Source organism: Sinomonas albida, assembly GCF_004919045.1.
GTDB classification, from domain to species: domain Bacteria; phylum Actinomycetota; class Actinomycetes; order Actinomycetales; family Micrococcaceae; genus Sinomonas; species Sinomonas albida.
In genome coordinates this window covers 18,194-38,974 of sequence record NZ_SWDW01000002.1, presented here as the reverse complement: position 1 = coordinate 38,974, position 20,781 = coordinate 18,194, and the positions used below count along the sequence as shown (strand labels likewise).

Here is a 20,781-nt window from a genome sequence, read left to right as displayed (position 1 = left end):
GCCGCCGCGCCGGAGCGCGGCGGCCCGTGCGCGCGGCGCGCTAGGACTGCGTGAGGCGTTCGACGGCGGCGTCCACACGCTCGTCGGTGCCGGTGAGGGCCACGCGGACGAAGCCCTTGCCATCGTCGCCGTAGAACACGCCGGGGCCCACGACGATGCCCCGCTCGGCTAGGCGCCCCACCGTATCCCAGGTGTCCTCACCCGCGGTCGACCACAGGTAGAGGCCCGCCTCCGAGTGGCTGATCCGCAGACCGAACTCCTCGAGCGCGGGCACGAGCCGTTCCCGCCGGGAGCGGTAGCGGTCCTTCTGCGCCTCGACGTGGGTGTCGTCGCCGAGGGCCACTCGCATGGCCTCCTGCACGGGGTACGGCATGATCATGCCCGCGTGCTTGCGGCTGTTGACGAGGTTCGGCATGAGCTCGGGCGCGCCCGCCACGAACGCGGCGCGGTATCCCGCGAGGTTGGACTGCTTGCTGAGCGAGTACACGCTCAGGAGCCGCGTGAAGTCGCCGCCGCTCACGCGCGGGTCGAGGACGGACGGCACGGCGTCGCCGCCCCGCTGCACGTCCCAGTCGCCCCAGCCCAGCTCTGCGTAGCACTCGTCGGACGCGACGAGGGCGCCCAAGCCGCGGGCGTCGTCGACGACGGTGCGCAGCTCCTCGACGCCGCGGACGGCGCCGGTCGGGTTCGCGGGCGAGTTGAGCCAGACGAGGCGGACGCGCGCGCGGGTTGCGGCGTCGAGCTCCTCGAGGCTGTCCGCCGCGACGGCCGTCGCGCCGGAGAGCCGCGCGCCGATGTCGTAGGTGGGGTAAGCGACGCGCGGGCGGACTACAACGTCCCCCGGGCCGAGGCCCAACAGGAACGGAAGCCAGGCCACGAGTTCCTTCGAGCCGATTGTCGGCATGACGGCCTGCTCATCGAGGCCCTCGACCCCGCGGCGCCGGGCGAACCAGTCGACCACGGCCTGCCGGACGCCCGGCGTGCCGTGCACGGTGGGGTAGCCCGGAGCGTCCGCGGCGGCGCGGAGCGCGTCCTGGACGAGCTCCGGGGTGGGGTCGACGGGGGTCCCGATCGAGAGGTTGACGACTCCCCCGGGGTGCTGCCTTGCCCTCTCGAGGTACGGCGCCATCGCCTCCCACGGGTAGTCGGGCAGATCGAGGCCGAACGCGCGCTCCGTGTCGAGGCCGGCCCAGGTCTCGCGGGCCTCCGCCGCGCCGCTGCCGCTCTGCACGCTCAGTCTTGGTTCTGCGGCGGCAGGGCGGACACAAGGGGGTGGTCCTTGCCCGTATTGCCCAGCTTCGCAGCGCCACCCGGCGAGCCGAGGTCGTCGAAGAACTCGACGTTGGCCTTGTAGTAGTCGGACCACTCGTCGGGGACGTCGTCCTCGTAGTAGATCGCCTCGACGGGGCAGACCGGCTCGCACGCGCCGCAGTCGACGCATTCGTCGGGGTGGATGTAGAGGGACCGCTCGCCTTCGTAGATGCAGTCGACCGGGCACTCCTCGACGCAGGCCTTGTCCTTCACATCCACGCACGGCTGCGCGATCACGTATGTCACTGCTGCACACCTTCTGACGAATTTCGCTGATAGACCTGTCCGCCCTGAGTCGTGCCGGCCGGACGAACCCATTATCGCCCCGCTCGCACACGCCAATCCACACGGCCCGACCTGGGGCGCGTCGCATAGCACCCGGGTTCGTCATACGGCGTAGCATCGGCCGACCTACCATGGACGCGTGCCCATTCCGGATCAGCCCCTCACGCCCGGCACCCCTGGAGGCCCCGCGGAGGCCGCGGGCCAAGCAGAGTCCGCAGCCGGCACCAATCCCGCAGCGGCTGCCCTCGCCTCGCTCGCGGTGGGCACCCGCGTCGTCGTGCGCCACCGCATCGACGGCGGGTTCACCGACGCACTCGGGGAACTCGTCGCGCTGACCGACGCGGAGGCAACCATCCGCACCCGGCGCGGAGACGCCGTCGTCCGTCTCGAGGCGATCGTCGCCGCCAAGCCGGTACCCCCGCCGCCGGCGCGCCGTCACACGGTGTCAGGGAAGTAGGAGCACGCTTCGCTTGTGTGATTAACATCGCTCGGGCTAGGATTTATCCATCGAGATGATTTATTGGCACTCGGGGCAGCTTTGCCCCGGCGTGCCAGGCAGCGGAAGCCCTCGAGGTGCCCCGCGTGCGCTGCTGCTGGGAGGCAGGCAACGACATCGAAGTCAGACGCCCGACGTCAAGAGTCCCACCCCACACACCAAAGCAGAGCCCAGCCATGTCCATCAGAGAGCGGCTCGTGGCGTTAAGCCCGGCCACCAAGCACCAGTCCCCCGTCCATCAGGCCCCTGTCCAGCCGGCGCTTGTCCAGCCGGCGCCGCCTGTCCAGCCGATCCCGTCCTACACAGTCCGGGAGATCCTGCCCCAGGATCGGCGACAGCGAGTCCCGCGCTTCTCGGCCCTCGCCGCATCGCTCGTCGAGCGTGGCCTGCTCGTCGAGGCGACCGAGGACTTCCTCGGGCGCGCCGGCGCGACCGCCATCCACGCCGGCGCGCGTTTCGGCGCCGTCCTCGAACTCGTCGTGCGGACAGCCGACGGCGCCCTCCAGCGCGGCCGCCAGACGCTCTGGACCGTCCAGTCCGCCGAATGCCAGATCCTCGCCGACCGCACGGGCCGCGCCGCCGCGGCCCTCACGCTCACAGCTCCCCCGCTCTCGCTCATCCTCGGCCTCATTCCCGCGGATCCGGGGACGGAGATCGCGCTCGTGCGCGCCTCGTGGTCCGAACTCCTGGTGAGCGACGTCGAGCACGGCGTCACGAATCGTGTCCCCGGCTCGTGGACGGTCTTCGAGGCACCCGCAGGCCGCGGGCCCGCCCCGGCCGTGGCCTGACAGCCAATCAGCGCGGGCGTGGCCTCATTCCCCCTCCGCGTCCGGCAGCCTCCGGAGGCGGAAGAACGGGCCGACGGCCACCGGGACGCAGGAGAGCACCGCGCCCGCGACGCCGACCCACAGCGTCGGGGCCACCCCGATCCGCTCGCCGAGCCAGCCGCCCAGCAGGCTCCCGATCGGCATGACGCCCCACACGACGCACCGGATCGACGCGTTCATGCGGCCGAGCAGGCGCGGCGGGCACACGCGCTGCCGCATGCTCACCTGCATGACGTTGTAGACGATGACACCGAAGCTCATCAGGAACTCGCCCGCGCTCAGCAGGACGAGCGCGAGCGGGCCCGGCCCGGCGGCGAGCGCGAGCGGAAAGAGGACGACGGCGGCGCTGCCCACCAGGAGCCCGAGCGGCAGGAGTGGGCCCTCGCCGATCCACGCCGCGAGGCGTGGGCTCGCGAGCGCCCCGATGATCCCGCCCACCGACCCGATGGAGAGGATGACGCCGAGGCCCACCGGCCCGAAGTCGAGCTCGCGCAGGATGACGATCGGCATGAGCACGTACGTGATCGCAGAGAAGAGGTTGGCCGTCGCCGTGCTCGCGACGATGCGGCGAATGAGCGAGTGGTGGATCACGAAGCCCGCCCCGTCGCGGATCTCGCGGAGAAGGCTGCTCCCCTCGACGCGCTCCGGCCTCGTCTCGGAGTCCCGCACGCGGGTGAGGCACAGCGCCGAGACGAGGTAGCCGCCGGCCTCCCCCGCGAAGAGCACGGGCGCGCTCACGAGCGTCAGCAGGAAGCCGCCCAGGGCAGGGCCACCGAGCCGCGAGACTTGGGCGGTGGCCTCGAGCTTGCCGTTCGCGTCCGCGACGAGCTCGCGGTCCACGAGCAGCGGGATGTAACTCTGATACGCGACATCGAAGAACACCGTGGCCACCCCGACCACTGCCGCCACGAGGAACAGGTGCCACATCTCGAGCCGGCCGGACCACCACAGGACCGGGACGGCGAGCATCGCCGCCATGCGCACGAGGTCCGCGCGGATCATGGTGCGGCGCTTGAGCCACCGGTCCACCCAGGCCCCCGCGGGAAGCCCCACCACGAGGAACGCGGCCATCGACGCCGCGTTGAGCACGCCGAGGTCCATCTCCCCCGCGCCGAGCAGGCTCACGGCGAGGACCGGGAGCGCGAGCTGGCCGAGCTGGACACCCACCTGGCTCACTCCCTGGCCGGTCCAGAACGCGAGGAACGAGGGGCGCCGGATGAGCGGTGTCACCGTGCTGCGCTCCGCGGAGGGAAGTGGCATGCCGTCAGTGTGCGCGAGTGATTGGGAACTGTCAATCACTCGCGGGTACAGTGGTTCCATGTCCGAGTCCGACGAGGCCGCCAAGGGCCGTGCGCTCAGCTCTCCCCTGCGGCTGCGCATCCTGCGGCTGTGCCTCCATCACGCGCGCAGCAACAAGGAAATCGCGGACCTCCTCGGGCTCAATCCCGCGTCGACGCTGCACCACGTGAGGACGCTCGTGGCCACCGGCTTCCTCGAGCCGCAGGCCGAGCGGCGCGGACGGCGCGGCTCGCGCGAGGTCCCTTACCTCGCAACCCGTCGCTCGTGGGGCCAGCACGTCGACGACGTCGCCCCGATCCTCATCGAGACCTTCGTCCAGGAGACCGCTGCGCTCCCGCCCGAGGACATCGAGGTGTGGCGCCTTGGCCTCAAGCTCAACGAGGACCATCGTCAGGCCATGATCGCCAAGCTCCGCGCGGTCATCGACGAGTACGCCGCGCTGCCGAGCGACCCGGACGGCCGCGCGACCTCGCTCATGATCGCCCATCACCAGGACCCGAGCGCCGACTGACAGGGGTGGGCACCCGCCGTCGTCCGTTCTCTTCTGGCGCTCTCTGCTGCCGGAGCGTTGCGCGGTGCTCAGGATCGGGCGCGCGGCCGGCTGGCGCCACCGCTGTGCCATCGCGACCTCGTTTCGGCCTCCTCAGTCGCGACATGCCGCGCGACGCGCCGCCGTGGGCCGGGTCGTGCGCCGAAACAAGGTCGGGACGGGACGCGCGACAACGGGAAGAGCGGACGACGGCGGGTGGGCACCCGCCGTCGTCCGCTCTCCTGGGAGTCGCTGTTTTGGCTCAGCGACCCCCAGCTATTGCGTCCTAGGAGCGCGAGCGCGACCGGCTGGCCTTGAGGCGCTCGTTGGCGTCGAGGATCACCTTGCGGATGCGGATGTCCTCCGGCGTGATCTCCACGCACTCGTCCTCGCGCGCGAACTCGAGGGACTCCTCGAGCGTGAGGGTGCGCGGCGGCGTGAGGCCCTCGAAGTTGTCCGCGGTCGAAGAGCGCATGTTGGTGAGCTTCTTCTCCTTGGTGATGTTCACGTCCATGTCGTCCGCGCGCGAGTTCTCGCCCACGATCATGCCCTCGTAGACCTCGGCGGTGGGCTGGACGAAGAACGTCCCGCGCTCCTGGAGGTTGATCATGGCGAACGGCGTCGCCACGCCCGCGCGGTCAGCGATGAGCGAGCCGTTGGTGCGGTACTCGATCTCGCCGGCCCACGGCTCGTAGCCCTCGGAGATCGAGGACGCGATGCCCGCGCCGCGGGTGTCCGTGAGGAACTTCGTGCGGAAGCCGATGAGTCCGCGCGACGGGACGATGAACTCCATGCGGACCCAGCCGGTGCCATGGTTCGACATGTTGGTCATGCGGCCCTTGCGGGCGGCGAGCAGCTGCGTCACGGCGCCGAGGTACTCCTCGGGGACGTCGATCGTCATGTGCTCCATGGGCTCGTGCACGTGTCCGTCGACGCGCTTGGTGACGACCTGCGGCTTGCCGACCGTGAGCTCGAAGCCCTCGCGGCGCATCTGCTCGACGAGGATGGCGAGCGCGAGCTCACCGCGGCCCTGGACCTCCCAGGCGTCGGGGCGCTCGGTCGGAAGGACGCGGATCGAGACGTTGCCGATGAGCTCCTTGTCGAGGCGGTCCTTGACCTGGCGCGCGGTGACCTTCGCGCCCTTCACGCGGCCCGCGAGCGGGGACGTGTTGATGCCGATGGTCATGGAGATGGCCGGGTCGTCGACCGTGATGAGCGGGAGCGGCTGCGGGTTGTCGACGTCCGTGAGCGTCTCACCGATCGTGATGTCCTCGATGCCGGCGACGGCGACGATCTCGCCCGGGCCGGCGGACTCGGCGGTCACGCGCTCGAGCGCCTTCGTGGCGAGGAGCTCGGTGATCTTGACCGTCTTGATCGAGCCGTCGTGGCGGGCCCACGCGACCTGCTGGCCCTTGCGGAGCGTGCCGTTGTAGATGCGCAGGAGCGCGAGGCGACCAAGGAACGGCGACGCGTCGAGGTTCGTCACGTGGGCCTGGAGGACGCCCGCGGGGTCGTACGTCGGCGCGGGGATGTGCTTGATGATCGTCTCGAAGAGCGGCTCGAGGTTCTCATTCTCCGGCACGGTCCCGTCCGCGGGCTGCTCGAGCGACGACGCGCCCGCGCGGGCGGCGGCGTACACGACCGGGACGTCGAGGACCTTGTCGAGGTCGAGGTCGGGAACTTCATCCGCGAGGTCCGAGGCGAGGCCCAGGAGGAGGTCCATGGTCTCGTGGACCACCTCGTCGATGCGCGCATCGGGCCGGTCGGTCTTGTTGACCACGAGGATCACGGGCTTGTGCGCGGCGAGGGCCTTGCGGAGAACGAAGCGCGTCTGCGGGAGCGGGCCCTCGGACGCGTCGACGAGGAGCACCACGCCGTCGACCATCGAAAGGCCGCGCTCGACCTCGCCGCCGAAGTCGGCGTGGCCGGGGGTGTCGATGACGTTGATGAGGATGCCGCCGGGCTCGCCGACCTCCGCCGCCGCAGGACCGCCGTAGAGGACGGTCGTGTTCTTGGCGAGGATCGTGATGCCCTTCTCGCGCTCGAGGTCGCCGGAGTCCATGACGCGGTCCTCGACCGCGCTGTGCGCGGCGAACGAGTTGGTCTGCTTGAGCATCGCGTCGACGAGGGTCGTCTTGCCATGGTCGACGTGCGCCACGATGGCAACGTTGCGGAGGTCGGTACGGAACGCGGTGGACACAGTTTCAGTCATTCGCTTCGGGCTCGATTCGGTGGTTCGCGAGGATCCGGCGCCTGGCAAAGCTCGAACGGCTGGAGGCACAACGGAACAGACCCTCTTGAGGGCCAGCGTTTCCATTTTACGATGGATCCACGAGTGCCGAATCCCGTGGAGGGCCGGATGGACCTGAGCAGCCCACTCGGCCCGCGAATCGCGCGGGCCGTCGCCCCGTTTTCCTGCGCCCGGCGCGCGGCGCCGGCGGCTGTCCTCCTCGCGGTCCTTACCGCGACCGGGTGCGCGGCCCCGACGGCCGGGACGGCGGCGGGCGACCACGCGCCGTCGTCCGCTCCCACGCGCCAGGATCCGACGCCGGGCATCGTGCCGCTCGCCCTCAGCACGAGCCTGCCCAAGGGGTTCAGCAGCGCGTCCCCGGACCAGCTCCCGCTCGGCTCCGTCTACTTCAACCCGTCAGACGGGCGTCGCGAGGTCGTGCTCGGGAGCCTCGCGCGGACCGCCGTGCTCATCGGCGACTCCCAGTCCGAGCCGACGGACAGCTGGGTGCGGCGCGGCCTCGAGCAGGCCGGCTACACGGTCTATTTCGCGGGCCGCGGCGGGACCGGCTTCACGGTGTCGAACCCGCCCGTGCACGACTACGTCGACGCGCTCCGCCTCGGCGACTGGCTCCTCCCCCACGGAAGGCCCGGCCTCGTCGTGGTCCAGGGCGGCGGCAACGACGCGTCGCGAGGCTCCACGGACGCGGCGATCGTGAACGGCGAGGCTTCGCTCCTGAAGGAGCTAGCGCGCAGCTATCCCTCCGCCAAGACGCTTGTGATCGGCACCCTCGCGAAGTCAGCGGCCGACGGCGGCGGGCGGCGTCCCGAGGTCGATGCCCTCCTCGGGCGCACGTCGGCGCAGCTCGGCGTGCCGTTCATTGCCTGCGGCGACTGGATCTCGCGGTACGGCCTCGCGGACCTGCTCGCGGACGGCGTCCACCTCAAGCCCGCCGGCAAGGCGCGCCTCGCGCCCGTGCTGGCTGCGGCCGTCGCGGCGAAGGGGCTCAGCCTCAGCTGAACCCCTTCGTGTGGCGGCGCTTCGGTTCCGGAGCGAAGTCCCCTTAGTGCTTGAGAAGTCATCTTGAGGGTGACTCTTTCCGCGTGAAGGGGACTTCCCGCGGAGGCGACGCCTGAGAGCTGCCGCCGCCGAAGTGCCGGCTACTCGATGCCGCTCGCGAGCAGGAGCTCGCGCAGCTCGCGGCGCTCGCGCTGCTTCTCCGGGTCCGGGAGGGGGACGGCCGCGAGGAGCCGCTGCGTGTAAGCCTCCTGCGGGTTGCGCAGGATCTGGTCGCGCGAGCCCTGCTCCACGATCTTGCCGCGCTGCATGACGCAGATGTGGTCGGCGAGCACGTCGATCACGGCGAGGTCGTGCGTCACGAACAGGGCCGCGAAGCCGAGCTCCTTCTGGAGCGCCTGGAACAGCTCGAGGACCTTGGCCTGGACCGAGACGTCGAGCGCGGACGTCGGCTCGTCGGCGACCATGAGCTTCGGCTTGAGCGAGAGCGCGCGGGCAATGCCGACGCGCTGCTTCTGGCCGCCGGAGAGCTCGTGCGGGTAGCGGTTTCGGTAAGCCCGCGGCAGCTCGACCTGGTCGAGGAGCGTCTCGACCCGCTTCTGCAGGTCTGCCCCCTTCGCGACCCCTGCGAGGAACATCGGCTCGCCGATCGACTCGCCGATGGGGAGACGCGGGTTGAGCGAGGACGAGGGATCCTGGAACACCATGCCGACCGAGCGGCGGACGTCGTGGAGCTCCTTCGAGTTCTTCTTGAGGGTCGAGATCTCGCGACCGCCGACCTTGAGCGAGCCCTCGGCGACCGGGAGGAGGCCCACGGCGGCACGGCCGATCGTCGTCTTGCCCGAACCGGACTCGCCCACGAGGCCGACCACCTGGCCGGGGTACACGACGAGGTTCGCGCCCTCGACGGCCCGGAAGGCCGGAACGCGGCCCTGCTTGGGGTACTCGATCGCCACGTCCTTGAGCTCCAGGACGGGCGTGCCCCGACGCTCGACCGCGGCCTCGGCCTGGGCCAGCGCTTCGAGGTTCTCCTTCTCGCGCTCGGCGAGCTCCGAGATCTCGACCGCCTCGAGCTCCGCGTGCGTGGCGGCTGCGAGTGCCGCCGTGATGTCGACCTCGGACTCCGACTCGGAGCCCTGGCCGAGGTGCGGCACGGCGGCAAGCAGGGCCTGGGTGTACTCGTGCTTCGGGTCGTGGAAGATCTGCTCGGCGGTGCCCGACTCGACGATGACGCCACGGCGCATGACCGCGATGCGGTCGGCGAGGTCGGCGACCACGCCCATGTCGTGCGTGATGAGGATGACGGCGCTGTTGAGCTTGTCCTTCAGGTGGCGCATCAGGTCGAGGATTTCGGCCTGGACGGTCACGTCGAGCGCGGTCGTGGGCTCATCGGCGATGAGGAGCTTCGGATCGCACGAGAGCGACTGGGCGATCATGGCGCGCTGACGCTGGCCGCCCGAGAGCTGGTGCGGATAGGACTTGAAAGCCTTCTCCGGGTCGGGGAGCTCGACGAGTTCGAGCATCTTGATCGCGCGGGCCTTCGCCTCGTCCGGGGAGACCGGATTGTGGAGGCGAATCGTCTCGATGATCTGGTTGCCGATCGTGTAGACGGGGTTGAGCGCCGTCATCGGCTCCTGGAAGATCACGGCGACGTCGTTGCCGCGGACCCGGCGGATCGCCGTGCGATCCTTGCCGAGAAGCTCCTGACCCGCGAGCTTCACGCTGCCGGCGACGCGGCTGTTCGAGGGCAGGAGGCCGAGGAGGGCCATCGAGCTCGCGGACTTGCCCGAGCCGGACTCGCCGACGATGGCGAGGACCTCGCCTGCGCGCACCTCGTAATTGAGGTTGATCGCCGCCGGGACCCACTCCTTCTCGACGCCGAAATCGACGCTCAGGTCCTTGACCTCGAGCACCATCTGGCCCTTGACCAGATCGCCCCCGATGCCACCGCCCTTCGCGGGCCGGCGCGACTTTCCTGCCATGCCGAGGTTCTCAGTCATCCTCTGCTCTTCCTTCCGTGCACCGCCCCCGCCGGGCGCTTTGGCCCCCGGGGCGGAATCCTGAATTATGGGTGGCATGAGCGCTCTGCAGCATGCCGGTCCCGTCGACGTCTTCAAGGCCCGCAGCAACAAGGCGCTGGCCATTCTCCTGTGGGCGCTTGCCGCGTTCGGGACCGTGGTCACCGTGGCCCAGACCGGCTTCGCGGGGCTCCGCTTCTCGGCACCCCTCGTGCTCATGGCGTTCGCCGGCTGGGCGCTCTTCTGGCGCCCCGCCGTCGTGGTGAGCGATTCCGGCGTCGAGCTCGTCAACCCCCTGCGCCGCATCGGCGTGCCGTGGGAGGCGCTCGCCTACGTGGACACGAAGTACGCGCTCACGCTCGTGACGGAATCCGGCCGCTTCTCGTCCTGGGCGGCCCCGGCGCCCGGCGTCCTCGGAGCGCGCCATGCGCGCCCCGAGAACATCAGGGGCCTCCCAGCCAGCGCCTACGGCCCGTCGCAGTCCGTCCGCCCCGGCGACCTCCCGCAGACCGTCTCCGGCCAGGCCGCCCTTCTGGTGCGCCGCCGCTGGGCGGAGCAGGTGGAGCGCGGCGCCGTCACCGGCGGGCAGGCTGGCGAGACGCCCGTTCTGCGCGGAGCGGCGTGGGGCATTCTCGCGGTTGCCCTCGTGCTCGTTGCCGCGACCATCGTGACGCTCACCGCCTGACCGGCGGGCCGGAGCTGCCCAGCGGATCACCTCAGGCGGTCCCGCCCTTGCCATCCTCGGCGCGCTCCGGCGCACCGCCGAATGCCTCGGTGTCCGGGACCTCCGAGGTCACCGAGCTCACGGTCGTACCGACCTCGAGGGAGGGCTCGGCTGCAGGGGAAGCGCCAGCGGCAACGGCACTGCCGTGCGCCCCGCGGCTCTTGGCCTTCTTGGCATTGAACTTCTTCTGGCGCGGATCGAACGCATCGCGCAGGCCGTCGCCGATGAAGTTGATGCTGAGGCAGATGAGCACGATGAACAGGCCCGGCCACCAGAAGAGCCACGGACGCGTGGCGAACGCCTCCTGGTTCTGCGAGATGAGGAGGCCCAGCGAGGTGTCCGGGGCCTTCACGCCGACGCCGAGGTAGCTCAGCGCCGTCTCGAGCAGGATCGCCGAGGACATGATGAGCGTGCCGTTGACGATCACGACGCCGATGGCGTTCGGCAGGATGTGCTTGAAGATGATCCGGAAGTTCGACGCGCCGGAAATGCGGGCCGCGTCGACGAACTCCCGCTCGCGCAGCGAGAGGAACTCGCCGCGGACGAGGCGGGCGAGAGACACCCAGAGCACGAGGCCCAGGAAGATGCCGAGGACCACCACGCCGTTGCTTGCGGCGAACTGCGCGAACCACGTGCCGGAGTCACGGCGGCCGGCCGTCTGCGACATCACGGCCGCGAGGAGCAGCACGGGAATGATGATGATGATGTCGGTCAGGCGCATGAGGACCGTCTCGACCCAACCGCGGAAGTAGCCCGCGAGCGAGCCGACGACGACGCCGATGACCCCGGCGACGATGCCGATGATGAGCATGACGACGATCGACTGCTGCGCGCCACGCATCGTCATCGCGAAGAGGTCGCGACCGATCCGGTCCTGTCCGAAGGGGTGGTCGCCGAAGCTGAACGGTGCCAACGTCCACGTCGGGACGCCCTCGTTGACGAGCGGCGTGACCTGGTCGTGCTGGTACTTCCACCAGCCGGGGAACGGGCCCCACCCCTCGGACGAGAACGCGAGGAGGAAGATCATCGCGAAGACCACGAGACCGATGAGGGCGCCCGAGTGGCCGAAGAAGCGCTTCCGGACGATCTGGCCGAGGCTCAGGCCCTTGGTCTCGAGGACCGGCTCGATGCCTGCGGCCGGCGCGGCGGTCGCTGCTCCCGAGGCTGTGGGCGCAGCGGTCACGTCTTGCTGCTGAGACTGCTGGCTCATGTCACTTCACCCTAACGCGCGGGTCGAGTGCGGAGTAGATCAGGTCCGCAACGAGATTGAAGAAGAGGGCTGTGATGGCGACGCACAGGAACACGCCCATCACCGGGTTCGGGTCGACGTGCGAGATCCCGTCGAGGAACATGAAGCCCATGCCGTGCACCGAGAACACGGTCTCGGTGATGACGGCGCCGCCGATGAGCTGGCCGATGTCGAGGGCGACGACGGTCGAGATCGGAATGAGCGCGTTGCGGAAGGCATGCCGCATGACCACGGACCGCTCGCTCACGCCCTTGGCGCGCGCGGTGCGGATGTAGTCCATGTTCATGACCTCGAGCATCGACGAGCGCGTGTAGCGGGTGTAGCTCGCGAGCGAGATCAGGACGAGGGCCACGGTCGGCAGGATGAGGTGCGTGAACGTGTCGATGCCGGAAGACCAGAAGTCGGCCTGGAGGTTCGGCGTGCCAGCACCGATCGTCGCAATGGGACGACCGCGCACCAGGCCGTTGTCGAAGTAGGCCGGCCACGACTGCATGAAGCGGTCGAGCATGATGAGGGCACCGACGATGAAGGCCGTGATGCCGCCTGCGCGCATCCCCTGGCTCCGGTCGTAGCCGCCCCAGAAGTAGCCCACCGCGATGCCCACGGCCACGGTCACCACGGCGAGGATGACGATCATGAGCGGCGTGGCGAGGTTGAGCAGCGGCTGCATCGGGAAGTAGGCCGCGACACCGATGACGACGGTCGTGAGGGCTGCGTAGAGGGCGCGGCGGTTCTGCAGACCGGCCGTGAGGACCGTGACCCCGAACGCGATGCCGACGCCGGCGATGAGGATGACGCCCAGACCGAGCCCCGGGAAGCGGAACCACTGCGTGATGCTCGCGACCTCGAGGACGAGGGTCACGAAGGCGAACACGATCGCCCCGATGATGAGCCGCCGGCGGACCGAGCCGGCCGAGACGACCCCGGCGATGATCCCGACCACGATTCCGACGCCGAGGGCCGTCGCAATCGGGATGTCCGGGTGCGCCAGGAAGTTGTTGAAGCCGATGGCGCCGTACTCCTTGAGCAGGACGGCGACCCAGAAGATCGGCAGCGAGAAGAACAGGAACGCCAGGAACGTCACGCCGTAGTCGAGCGCGCTGTACTGGCGCAGAGCGGTGATGATGCCGAGGGCGACGCCCACGAGGATGGCCAGGATGGTTGCACCCGTGACCAGGGTCAGGGTCTGCACGAGGGCTTGGCCCAGTGCTTGCGTCACCGGCTGGCCGGCCAGGTTCTTGCCGAGATCGCAGTGGCCCGCGAAGCAGCCGGCGGCTCCACCGAGCCACTTGAAGTAGCGGATAGGGGCCGGCGTCGCCAGATCCAGGAGCTGGGAGCGGGCCTGCATGAGCTGCGCGGCGTTGGGTTGATTACTGGCGCGGAATTCCTCGAGCGGATCTCCGGACAGCGCAGTCAGGTTGTACACCAGGAACGACGCGCCGAGGAGGATCAATGCTGCGGTGATGAGGCGCCGGACGACGTATGTCACCATGTTTCGTTGTACCTCTAAAAGTCAGCTGTCCGAAAGGTGTCCGGACAGCTCGTCAGGGGGCCTAGGGCTTGCCCGCGGTCGGCGGGGGCCTACGGCGGGGTGGCGGGTTATGCCGAGGGCGCTGAGAAGCGCCGGAACCCAATTGCTCGGTCCCGGCGCTTCTCAGCATCAGAACTCAGGGAGAACTAGGACTTTGCAGCCCACTCCCAGTAGTTCCACCACACGCCGCTGCTGTTCGGCATGTACTTTACGCCCGTCACGCGGTCGCTGAAGGCTTCCACGCCCACCGCCTGGAAGAGCGGCACGCCGTAGGACGCGCCCCAGATCTTCTGGTCGATCTGCTTCTCGAGGTCAACCTGCTTGCTCTGGTCCGTGGTCTGGACGAGCTGCGACATAAGCGCGTCCGCCGCCGGATCGGAGAACTTGTTGAAGTTCGAGCCGTTGCCCGTCTTGAAGATCTGCGGGACGCCCGAGACGCCGACGCCCGGGTTGATCCAGCCGAAGATCGAGGCATCGTAGCCGCCCTTGCCGAGCGCCTTGCCCCAGTCAGACTTGCCGAGGCCGCCGTCGACGATCTTGAAGCCAGCCTTCGCCGCGTTTGCCGCGATGAGGGTGTAGGCGTCAACACGGTTGGGGTTGTCCTTGTTGTACATGATCCGAATGGTCGGAGTCTTGCCAGCGAGGAGCTGCTTCGCCTTGTCGATGTTGACCTGCTGGTAGTCGGCAGAACCGTTGTTCTTGACCGAGTCCGCGTACGGAGCCTGGTCCGGAACGAAGATCTGCGAGTCGAGCGGCTTCGCGTTCGGGTCCATCTGCTTGATGATCTTGTCCACGATGTCCTGGCGGGGAACCGTGAGCATGAACGCCGTGCGGACGTCCTTGTCGGCCAGCGGGCCGTAGAAGTTCAGGTCGAGGTGGTCATAGGAGAGCTGGTGACCCTGGTTCACCGTCACGCCCGGGATCGCCTTGAGCTGCTGGATCGTGTCCGAGGAAGCCTGCGGGGCGATGATGTCTGCCTCGCCGTTCTTGAGCGCCTGAATCTGCGCCGGAGCAGAACCGATGTAGCGGATCGTGATCTGATCGAGGTTCGCGGTCGGGCCCCAGTTGAAGTCCTTGTTGCGAACGAGCGTCATGGACTGGTCAGCGACCATGTCCTTGACCACGTACGGGCCGTTCGAGAGGAAGAGGCTCGTGTCAGACGGGAGCGTCTTCGTGTCGAAGCCCGTGTTGTAGAAGTCAGCGGCCTTCTTGAGCGTCTCGTTGGCCGGCTGCTGGTTGCTCGGATCGCCCTTCTTCATGCCCTTCATGAGGTCGAAGAGTGCCTTGGCGTCAGCGAGGCCGGCCTTCTTGGCGACCACGTGGGCCGGGACGTCGATCGTGCCGTTGTTGCCGCCGATCGCGGTCTCCCAGTCGGCGAACGGCTTGGTGTACGTCAGGGTAAACGTCTTGCCATCCGACGAGACATCCGGGAAATTGGTGTTGTTGAGGCCGGTCGGGTCGCCAGCCGTGGAGAAGTACGCCGTGCCCTTCTTGCCATCGGGGCTCGCGTCATCGAAGTACGAGGAGCTCGCTGCCCAGTTAAGCGCGATGTCGTACGCCGTGACGGGGGTGCCGTCAGACCACTTGACGCCGTCGTTCAACGTGTACTTGACGGTCAGCGGGTTGTCCGACGTCTTCTCGTAGTGGCCGAACTTCTCGTTGTGGACAATCTTGAGCGAATTGTCGACGTAGTAGAAGCCCCAGTGGGTGGCGTAGCTGATCTTGGAGTTGATGTCCGTGTTGCCGTCCGCAGTGTTCGAGTTGAACGTGTTGAACGCGTTCACCTCGACAACAGTGGCACTGCCGCCCTGCTTTGCAGCCGAGCCGCTCGACGATGGTGACGTCGACCCGCCCTGGGTTGCGCAGGCGCTGAGGGCAAGCACGGCAGCTGCCGCAATCCCCACCGCCTTGGAAATACGCCCGAAACGCATTCCGCCTCCTTGGTTCCATGAGTGTAGTGCCGGAGAAATCCGGCCGGACGGCCCTCCCCCAGACACAGGGACGTGGCGCGCCTCACATGTCACACAGCCTACGCACAGCGCGGGGCAGCTGGCTACGAAAGCTCCGTTTCAGATTAAGGTTGTTATCGAGCTGCAACATATCTTTCAGATCGGGCACGAACAGGGTCCAGTGATTGGGAGATACCAATCACTGGACCCTTGCGATTCCGCCGCCTACCCAGCGGTATGCCGCCGTCGTCAATCGCTCCCCTGCGCAGCAGCGAAAGGCGCGGGCCCGGTGCGACGCGAGCCCTCCCAGTACTTTGTCAACTTGGGTTGACCATCCAAGAGGCCGAGACGTACGATGTCAACCAGTGTTGACAATCGACGAAGGCGTGATCCATGGAGGTTGACGACGTGCTCAAGATCGTCCAGGCGACCGGCGACGACGATCCGCGCGAGGCGCTCGCCGCGGCCCGGGAACTCCGACGCGCGGCCGACCGGACCGAGGCGGCAGTGGTTCGCCGTGCGCGCATCCAGGGGCTGAACTGGGCGGAGATTGCCCAGAGTCTCGGCGTGACGCGCCAGGCCGTGCACAAGAAGTACGGCCGGCACTAACGGGTGGAGCCAACGGACGGCCGGCGCTGACGGCCGGGCTGACGCCCTTCGTGTCCTACGGGGTCCCGTAGGCGCCGGTCGAGATGTCCTCGAGCAGGCCCTGGTGGGTCGGGGCCCATTCGAGCCGCTCGCGAGTGAGCTGGCTGGAGGCGGGGATGTCGAGGCCGAGCAGGGCCGCGAGCCACCCGAAATGCTCTTGCGCCGCCTCCGGCCCGACCGACTCCGTGGGCACGGCGAAATGACGCCCGATGGCTGCCGCGATATCGCGCGTGGCGATGCCCTCCTCGCCGACGGCGTGGACGACGGCGCCGGGCTCGGCCCGCTCGAAGGCGAGCCGGACGAGGTGCGCGGCATCCGCGCGATGGACGGCCGGCCACCGGTTGGTGCCGTCCCCGAGGTAGGCCGCGACGCCGCGCTCCCGTGCGGCGCGGGCGATGACTGCTGTGAATCCCTTGTCCCCCGGCCCGTGGACGGTCGGTGCGAAGCGGACCGCGACGGAGCGGACGCCTCTCTCGGCAAAGGAGAGCGCGAGGTGCTCGCTCCCGCCGCGCGCAGACTCCGGCGCGATGTTCGGAGCCGCGTCCTCCTCGGTGGCGGTACGGCCAACAGCGAGCCCTGCGACCCCGGAAGCGATGACCAACGGCCGGCCCGAGCCGACGAGCGCTCCGCCGAGGGTCTCGACGGCCGCCCGCTCGGTGCGCCCGGCCCCCGCGAAATCGCTGAAGTCGTGGTTGAACGCGAGGTGGATGACGCCGTCCGCCTCCTCGGCTCCCGAACGGAGGCTTTCGAGATCATCCAGACCGCCCGGCAGCGGCTTGACCCCAGCCGCCGCGAGCGCGTGGGCCGACGCGTCCGAACGGGCCAGCCCGACGACCTCGTGACCGGCGGTGAGCAGCTCGGGGACGACGGCGGATCCGATCCAACCTGAGGCCCCGGTCATGAAGATGCGCATGAGAACTCCCTTCGATGTCAGTTACTGACATGAGTGTAGCGATGATGTCACTCTCTGTCATCACCTAGACTGGTCAGCATGGGTCGTTGGGAACCGGATGCCGCTGGACGGCTGCTCGAAGCCGCACTGGAGCTCTTCTCCGAGCGAGGGTACGAGCAGACGACCGTCGCCGACATCGCGCAGAAGGCCGGAGTGACCGAGCGCACCTTCTTCCGCTACTACGCGGACAAGCGAGAGGTCCTCTTCGGCGGCGGAACCGAGCTCGAAGCCACCGTCGTGGCGAGCATCGCGGCCGCGCCGTCGTCTGCGGCACCGCTCGAGGCAGTCGTCGCCGCCATCTCCGCGATCGGCCTCCTGCTCGACGAGCGGCGCGAGTTCGCCCGCCGTCGCGCGGCGGTCATCGCGTCGAACGCGAGCCTGCAGGAACGAGAGCTGCTCAAACTCGCGGCGCTCAGCACGGCCGCGTCGTCAGCGCTCAGGGATCGCGGCGCCGGAGCGGCCGAGGCCGCGCTCGCCGCAGAGACGGGAATGGCGCTCTTCAAGGTCAGCTTCGAACGGTGGGTCGCCAGCCCGAGCGCGCGGAGCATCGCGGACTATGTCAAGGAGGCCGCGAGGGAGCTCACGGCACTTGCAGCCAAGCTCTGAAGTCTGACGGGCCGTGTTGCGGTCCGCGCGGCAGACCTACCAGTTCTCGATCGACCGGAGCAGGAGCGCCCTCTCGTGGCCGTCGAGGTCCGACGACGAGAGAGCGCACGCATAGTTGGTGCACTGCGGATTGATCGGCACCCATCGGGGCCCGTCGTCGTCGGTTGGCGCCTCGTTCTCCCACGCGACCCTCACCTGGGACTTGCACAGCGGGCATGGAAGCGGCCGATAGCCGGTCGGGATGGTCGTCATCTCTCCCCCACTCACCCTCGCATGCCCCTCGCCAGCACGCGCCCGCCATACGGGTCGCCGCGACCGCGGTGACTCGGCCCGTGGCGTCGTGCTTTGCGGGCCTCGTGCGCTGCGGGGCGCCGGTCCGCGTCGTTGCGAACCGGTTCTGTCCACCATATAGCTGCATATGAGAAGTGGGATAGGAAAACAATCGATATGGTCTCGCCCCCGCCTCAGGGCGGCCTACCGGGCGAAGACGCCGACGAGGACTCGGACGCGCGAACACTGACCAATGTGGGACCGGTCACACAAACCCTTGTCCATCCGATTACAACGATGTAGCTTGAGCCTCGGATCACACCGAAGTGGTCTCGCCGAGCCAGGCGGTGGTCATCACATCCGCAAGGAGCCGTGAATGAAGCTACCCATGTCGTCCCCCACTCTCGCCCAGATGGTGTCAAGGGTTCCCCATGGCCAAGGACCTCGTTCTGGGCGGGGCGCCCTCCATAGCCCGCCGCCCGGCTCACTGGCCGTCGCAGAGCGGAGCCGCGCGAAATGACCGATTTCCCGGAAGCCGGGCTGCGCCGTCGTACGCTGCTCCGCGGCGTGCTCGCAGGCGCCGCCGCCCTCGGAGCGGCTCCCCTGCTGAGCGGATGCGATTCCCCGGTCGCGGCAGGGCTCGCCCGCACTCAGCTCGACCGCTCGACCGTGACGTTCTGGAACCTCTTCGGCGGCGGCGACGGGGCCCGGCTCAAGACCATGCTCGACAAGTACTCGCAGGACCACGGATCCGGTTCGCTCACGGCCTCGACGTTCGCGTGGGGAGATCCGTACTACACGAAGCTCACGCTCGCGACGGTGGGAGGACAGCCGCCTGACGTCGCCGTCTCGCACCTGACGCGCATGCAGAATCTCGCGGAAGCCGATCTCCTGACCCCGATCACCGACGAGATGCTCGCGGGCGCCGGCCTCGCGGCGTCGGACTTCAACCAGAACGCGTGGGCCAACCAGAAGCGCGGCGGACAGAACTACGCGATCCCGCTCGACACCCACCCGTTCGTCCTCTTCTACAACGTGGACGTATGCCAGAAGGCCGGGCTGATCGACGGCAACGGCCAGCTCAAGCCGATCCAGGGCATTGACCAGTGGGAAGCGGCGCTCGACGCCGCCAAGAAGGCGACGGGTTCATACGCGGTCGCGTCCGCAAGCGTCGGCGACTTCGCGACGCCGTGGCGCTTCTTCCAGACCCTGTATTCGCAGATGGCCGGCAACACGCCATTCCTCGGGGACAGCGGCCGCAGCATCACGGTCAACCAGGACCTCGCGCGCAAGGCTCTCACCTACATCCAGCGGATGAGCACGCAGGGGTGGCTGGCTCCGACGAGCGACTACGCGGGCGCGGAGGGGCTCATGTTCACCGGCAAGGCCGCGTTCTATCTCGAGGGCGAATGGGAGCTCACGACCGCTCAGGCGGTCAAGGGACTCAAGTTCGGCATGGCGCCGTTCCCGCCGCTCTTCGACAACAAGGCAGCCCAGGCGGACTCCCACACGTTCGTCCTCCCCAAGAAGGACCGGAGCCCCGAGGAGACCCAGCGCGCCATGGGCTTCATCGCAGCCATGCTCAAGCAGAGCATGACGTGGGCTCAGGGCGGCCACATTCCGGCGTATCTCCCGACGCTGAACAGCAGCGAGTACCAGAGGCTCGAGCCGCAGGCCAGCTATTCAGAGGTGGCCCAGTACACGCACTACGACGCCCTCGCCTGGTATTCGGGATCGGGATCCGTCTTCGAGAACATCGTCGGGGCGCAGATCGCCCTCGTCCAGCAGCACCTCGCGTCCCCAGACGCGGCGCTCTCCAGCATCACCTCCCAGCTCTCTCCGTACCTGAACGCAGCGAACCCGCTGTGACGAGCCGAACCACCGGAGAACTCTCATGACCACACTCACCACCCCTAGGATCAACGTCGCGAGGCCCGGCTCAGCGAAGCGCGGGGCCCCGCAAGCGCGGCCCCGCCAGAGCCGGCCGGCGTGGCTGTTCCTCGCGCCGTTCGCGATCGTCTACCTCGTGTTCCTCATCGGCCCGACGCTCTACATGCTCGTCGCGAGCCTGTTCAACACGAGCCTCGTCAAGTCTGGCTTCGGCAGCTTCGCCGGCCTGGCCAATTACGGGGAGATGCTGACTCGGCCCGACTTCTGGGCCGCCATGTGGCACACCGTCCAGTTCACGCTCTACACCACGCCGCCGCTGGTCATCCTCGGCTTCGTCATGGCGGTGCTCACCAATCGGGTCGGCCGCGGGCAGTGGTTCTTCCGCCTGGCCTTCTTCGTCCCGTTCATCCTTCCGTCCGCCTCGATCGCGCTCATCTGGCAGTTCATCTTCACGCCGAACACCGGCCTGCTCAACGGGCTGCAGGCCCTGCTGGGTCTCGCCCCCACCGCCGTCCTCGCCAACCCGGCGTGGGCCATGGTCGGGGTCGCGGCCGCCACCGTCTGGTGGACGATCGGGTTCAACTTCATCCTCTATCTGGCCGCTCTCCAGGACATCCCCCGCGAGCTCTACGAGGCCGCCGCGGTGGACGGGGCGAGCCCCTGGCAGCAGATTCGATTCATCACCATCCCGCTGCTGGGCAGGACGACCACCCTCGTCGTCCTCCTGCAGATCATCGCCAGTCTCAAGATCTTCGATCAGGTCTATCTCATGACGAGCGGAGGCCCCGGGCAGTCCACCCAGGTGGCCCTGACGTTCATCGCGAACACGGCCTTCACGAGCGATCGCGTGGGCGCCGCCTCCGCGGCTTCGGTTCTTCTGTTCATCGTGATCCTGCTCATCGCCGCGGCGCGGGAGCTCTTCACGCGCGCCCAAGACAGGAAGGCGTGAC

The 20,781-nt window shown here is 68.6% G+C and carries 19 protein-coding genes; 9 read left to right on the top strand and 10 right to left on the bottom strand.

Annotated elements, in window-relative coordinates; translation table 11 throughout:
• Window positions 1-40 precede the first annotated feature (40 nt).
• The gene (dapC, locus tag E6A26_RS02070) at window positions 41-1,153 is read right to left on the bottom strand and encodes a succinyldiaminopimelate transaminase (RefSeq protein ID WP_268815202.1); all 1,113 of its coding nucleotides are present in this window, start codon (window positions 1,151-1,153) and stop codon (window positions 41-43) included.
• Window positions 1,154-1,233: 80 nt separating this feature from the next.
• Complete coding sequence (gene fdxA, locus E6A26_RS17720) at window positions 1,234-1,557, bottom strand: ferredoxin (protein ID WP_211128904.1); 324 nt, start codon at window positions 1,555-1,557, stop codon at window positions 1,234-1,236.
• Window positions 1,558-1,735: 178 nt separating this feature from the next.
• Between fdxA and E6A26_RS17820 the strand changes: the two genes are divergently transcribed.
• Both E6A26_RS17820 and E6A26_RS02060 read left to right on the top strand, forming a co-directional pair.
• Complete coding sequence (locus E6A26_RS17820; protein WP_234864909.1) at window positions 1,736-2,053, top strand: putative acetyltransferase; 318 nt, start codon at window positions 1,736-1,738, stop codon at window positions 2,051-2,053.
• A gap of 215 nt (window positions 2,054-2,268) precedes the next feature.
• Entirely contained in the window at window positions 2,269-2,880 is a 612-nt protein-coding gene (locus E6A26_RS02060) for a hypothetical protein (RefSeq protein WP_136609538.1), read from the top strand.
• 24 nt (window positions 2,881-2,904) lie between these two features.
• On the opposite strand, the gene E6A26_RS02055 is transcribed toward E6A26_RS02060, so the two are convergent.
• Window positions 2,905-4,179, bottom strand: coding sequence for an MFS transporter (locus E6A26_RS02055; RefSeq protein ID WP_136609537.1), 1,275 nt, complete (start codon window positions 4,177-4,179; stop codon window positions 2,905-2,907).
• Window positions 4,180-4,237: 58 nt separating this feature from the next.
• Between E6A26_RS02055 and E6A26_RS02050 the strand changes: the two genes are divergently transcribed.
• The gene (locus E6A26_RS02050; RefSeq protein ID WP_136609536.1) at window positions 4,238-4,729 is read left to right on the top strand and encodes a helix-turn-helix domain-containing protein; all 492 of its coding nucleotides are present in this window, start codon (window positions 4,238-4,240) and stop codon (window positions 4,727-4,729) included.
• A gap of 304 nt (window positions 4,730-5,033) precedes the next feature.
• On the opposite strand, the gene typA is transcribed toward E6A26_RS02050, so the two are convergent.
• Complete coding sequence (typA, locus tag E6A26_RS02045) at window positions 5,034-6,959, bottom strand: translational GTPase TypA (RefSeq protein WP_136609535.1); 1,926 nt, start codon at window positions 6,957-6,959, stop codon at window positions 5,034-5,036.
• Window positions 6,960-7,082: 123 nt separating this feature from the next.
• Here typA and E6A26_RS02040 point away from each other — a divergent pair, with 123 nt between their 5' ends.
• Window positions 7,083-7,997, top strand: coding sequence for an SGNH/GDSL hydrolase family protein (locus E6A26_RS02040; protein WP_168928650.1), 915 nt, complete (start codon window positions 7,083-7,085; stop codon window positions 7,995-7,997).
• Window positions 7,998-8,137: 140 nt separating this feature from the next.
• Here the strand turns inward: E6A26_RS02040 and E6A26_RS02035 are convergent, their stop codons facing one another.
• Window positions 8,138-9,910 carry an ABC transporter ATP-binding protein gene (locus E6A26_RS02035; protein ID WP_234864963.1) on the bottom strand — a complete coding sequence of 591 codons (1,773 nt, stop codon included), beginning with the start codon at window positions 9,908-9,910 and terminating at the stop codon, window positions 8,138-8,140.
• A gap of 160 nt (window positions 9,911-10,070) precedes the next feature.
• On the opposite strand from E6A26_RS02035, the gene E6A26_RS02030 reads away from it, so the two are divergent.
• Window positions 10,071-10,697 (top strand): PH domain-containing protein, encoded by a 627-nt coding sequence (locus tag E6A26_RS02030; protein ID WP_136609533.1) that lies wholly within the window; start codon window positions 10,071-10,073, stop codon window positions 10,695-10,697.
• Window positions 10,698-10,728: 31 nt separating this feature from the next.
• Here the strand turns inward: E6A26_RS02030 and E6A26_RS02025 are convergent, their stop codons facing one another.
• The 3 genes from E6A26_RS02025 to E6A26_RS02015 all read right to left on the bottom strand — a co-directional run bounded on the left by E6A26_RS02025 (window position 10,729) and on the right by E6A26_RS02015 (window position 15,447).
• Window positions 10,729-11,946 (bottom strand): ABC transporter permease, encoded by a 1,218-nt coding sequence (locus tag E6A26_RS02025; RefSeq protein ID WP_136609532.1) that lies wholly within the window; start codon window positions 11,944-11,946, stop codon window positions 10,729-10,731.
• Window position 11,947: 1 nt separating this feature from the next.
• Window positions 11,948-13,477: an ABC transporter permease gene (locus E6A26_RS02020; RefSeq protein WP_136609531.1), complete on the bottom strand. Its 1,530-nt coding sequence runs from the start codon at window positions 13,475-13,477 to the stop codon at window positions 11,948-11,950.
• Window positions 13,478-13,662: 185 nt separating this feature from the next.
• On the bottom strand, window positions 13,663-15,447 hold the full coding sequence (locus tag E6A26_RS02015; RefSeq protein WP_136609530.1) for an ABC transporter family substrate-binding protein: 1,785 nt from the start codon (window positions 15,445-15,447) through the stop codon (window positions 13,663-13,665).
• A 411-nt stretch (window positions 15,448-15,858) separates the two neighbouring features.
• Here E6A26_RS02015 and E6A26_RS02010 point away from each other — a divergent pair, with 411 nt between their 5' ends.
• Window positions 15,859-16,074, top strand: a complete 216-nt coding sequence (locus E6A26_RS02010) for a hypothetical protein (protein ID WP_136609529.1) — start codon at window positions 15,859-15,861, stop codon at window positions 16,072-16,074.
• A 55-nt stretch (window positions 16,075-16,129) separates the two neighbouring features.
• On the opposite strand, the gene E6A26_RS02005 is transcribed toward E6A26_RS02010, so the two are convergent.
• A complete protein-coding gene (locus tag E6A26_RS02005) occupies window positions 16,130-17,026 on the bottom strand; it encodes an SDR family oxidoreductase (RefSeq protein WP_136609528.1) in 897 nt (298 codons plus the stop codon).
• A gap of 78 nt (window positions 17,027-17,104) precedes the next feature.
• On the opposite strand from E6A26_RS02005, the gene E6A26_RS02000 reads away from it, so the two are divergent.
• Window positions 17,105-17,671: a TetR/AcrR family transcriptional regulator gene (locus tag E6A26_RS02000; RefSeq protein ID WP_136609527.1), complete on the top strand. Its 567-nt coding sequence runs from the start codon at window positions 17,105-17,107 to the stop codon at window positions 17,669-17,671.
• A 36-nt stretch (window positions 17,672-17,707) separates the two neighbouring features.
• On the opposite strand, the gene E6A26_RS01995 is transcribed toward E6A26_RS02000, so the two are convergent.
• The gene (locus tag E6A26_RS01995; RefSeq protein WP_136609526.1) at window positions 17,708-17,923 is read right to left on the bottom strand and encodes a hypothetical protein; all 216 of its coding nucleotides are present in this window, start codon (window positions 17,921-17,923) and stop codon (window positions 17,708-17,710) included.
• Window positions 17,924-18,457: 534 nt separating this feature from the next.
• Here E6A26_RS01995 and E6A26_RS01990 point away from each other — a divergent pair.
• Together E6A26_RS01990 and E6A26_RS01985 are read left to right on the top strand one after the other, a co-directional pair.
• On the top strand, window positions 18,458-19,810 hold the full coding sequence (locus tag E6A26_RS01990) for an extracellular solute-binding protein (RefSeq protein ID WP_136609525.1): 1,353 nt from the start codon (window positions 18,458-18,460) through the stop codon (window positions 19,808-19,810).
• A 25-nt stretch (window positions 19,811-19,835) separates the two neighbouring features.
• Window positions 19,836-20,780 carry a carbohydrate ABC transporter permease gene (locus E6A26_RS01985; protein WP_136609524.1) on the top strand — a complete coding sequence of 315 codons (945 nt, stop codon included), beginning with the start codon at window positions 19,836-19,838 and terminating at the stop codon, window positions 20,778-20,780.
• Window position 20,781 lies beyond the last annotated feature (1 nt).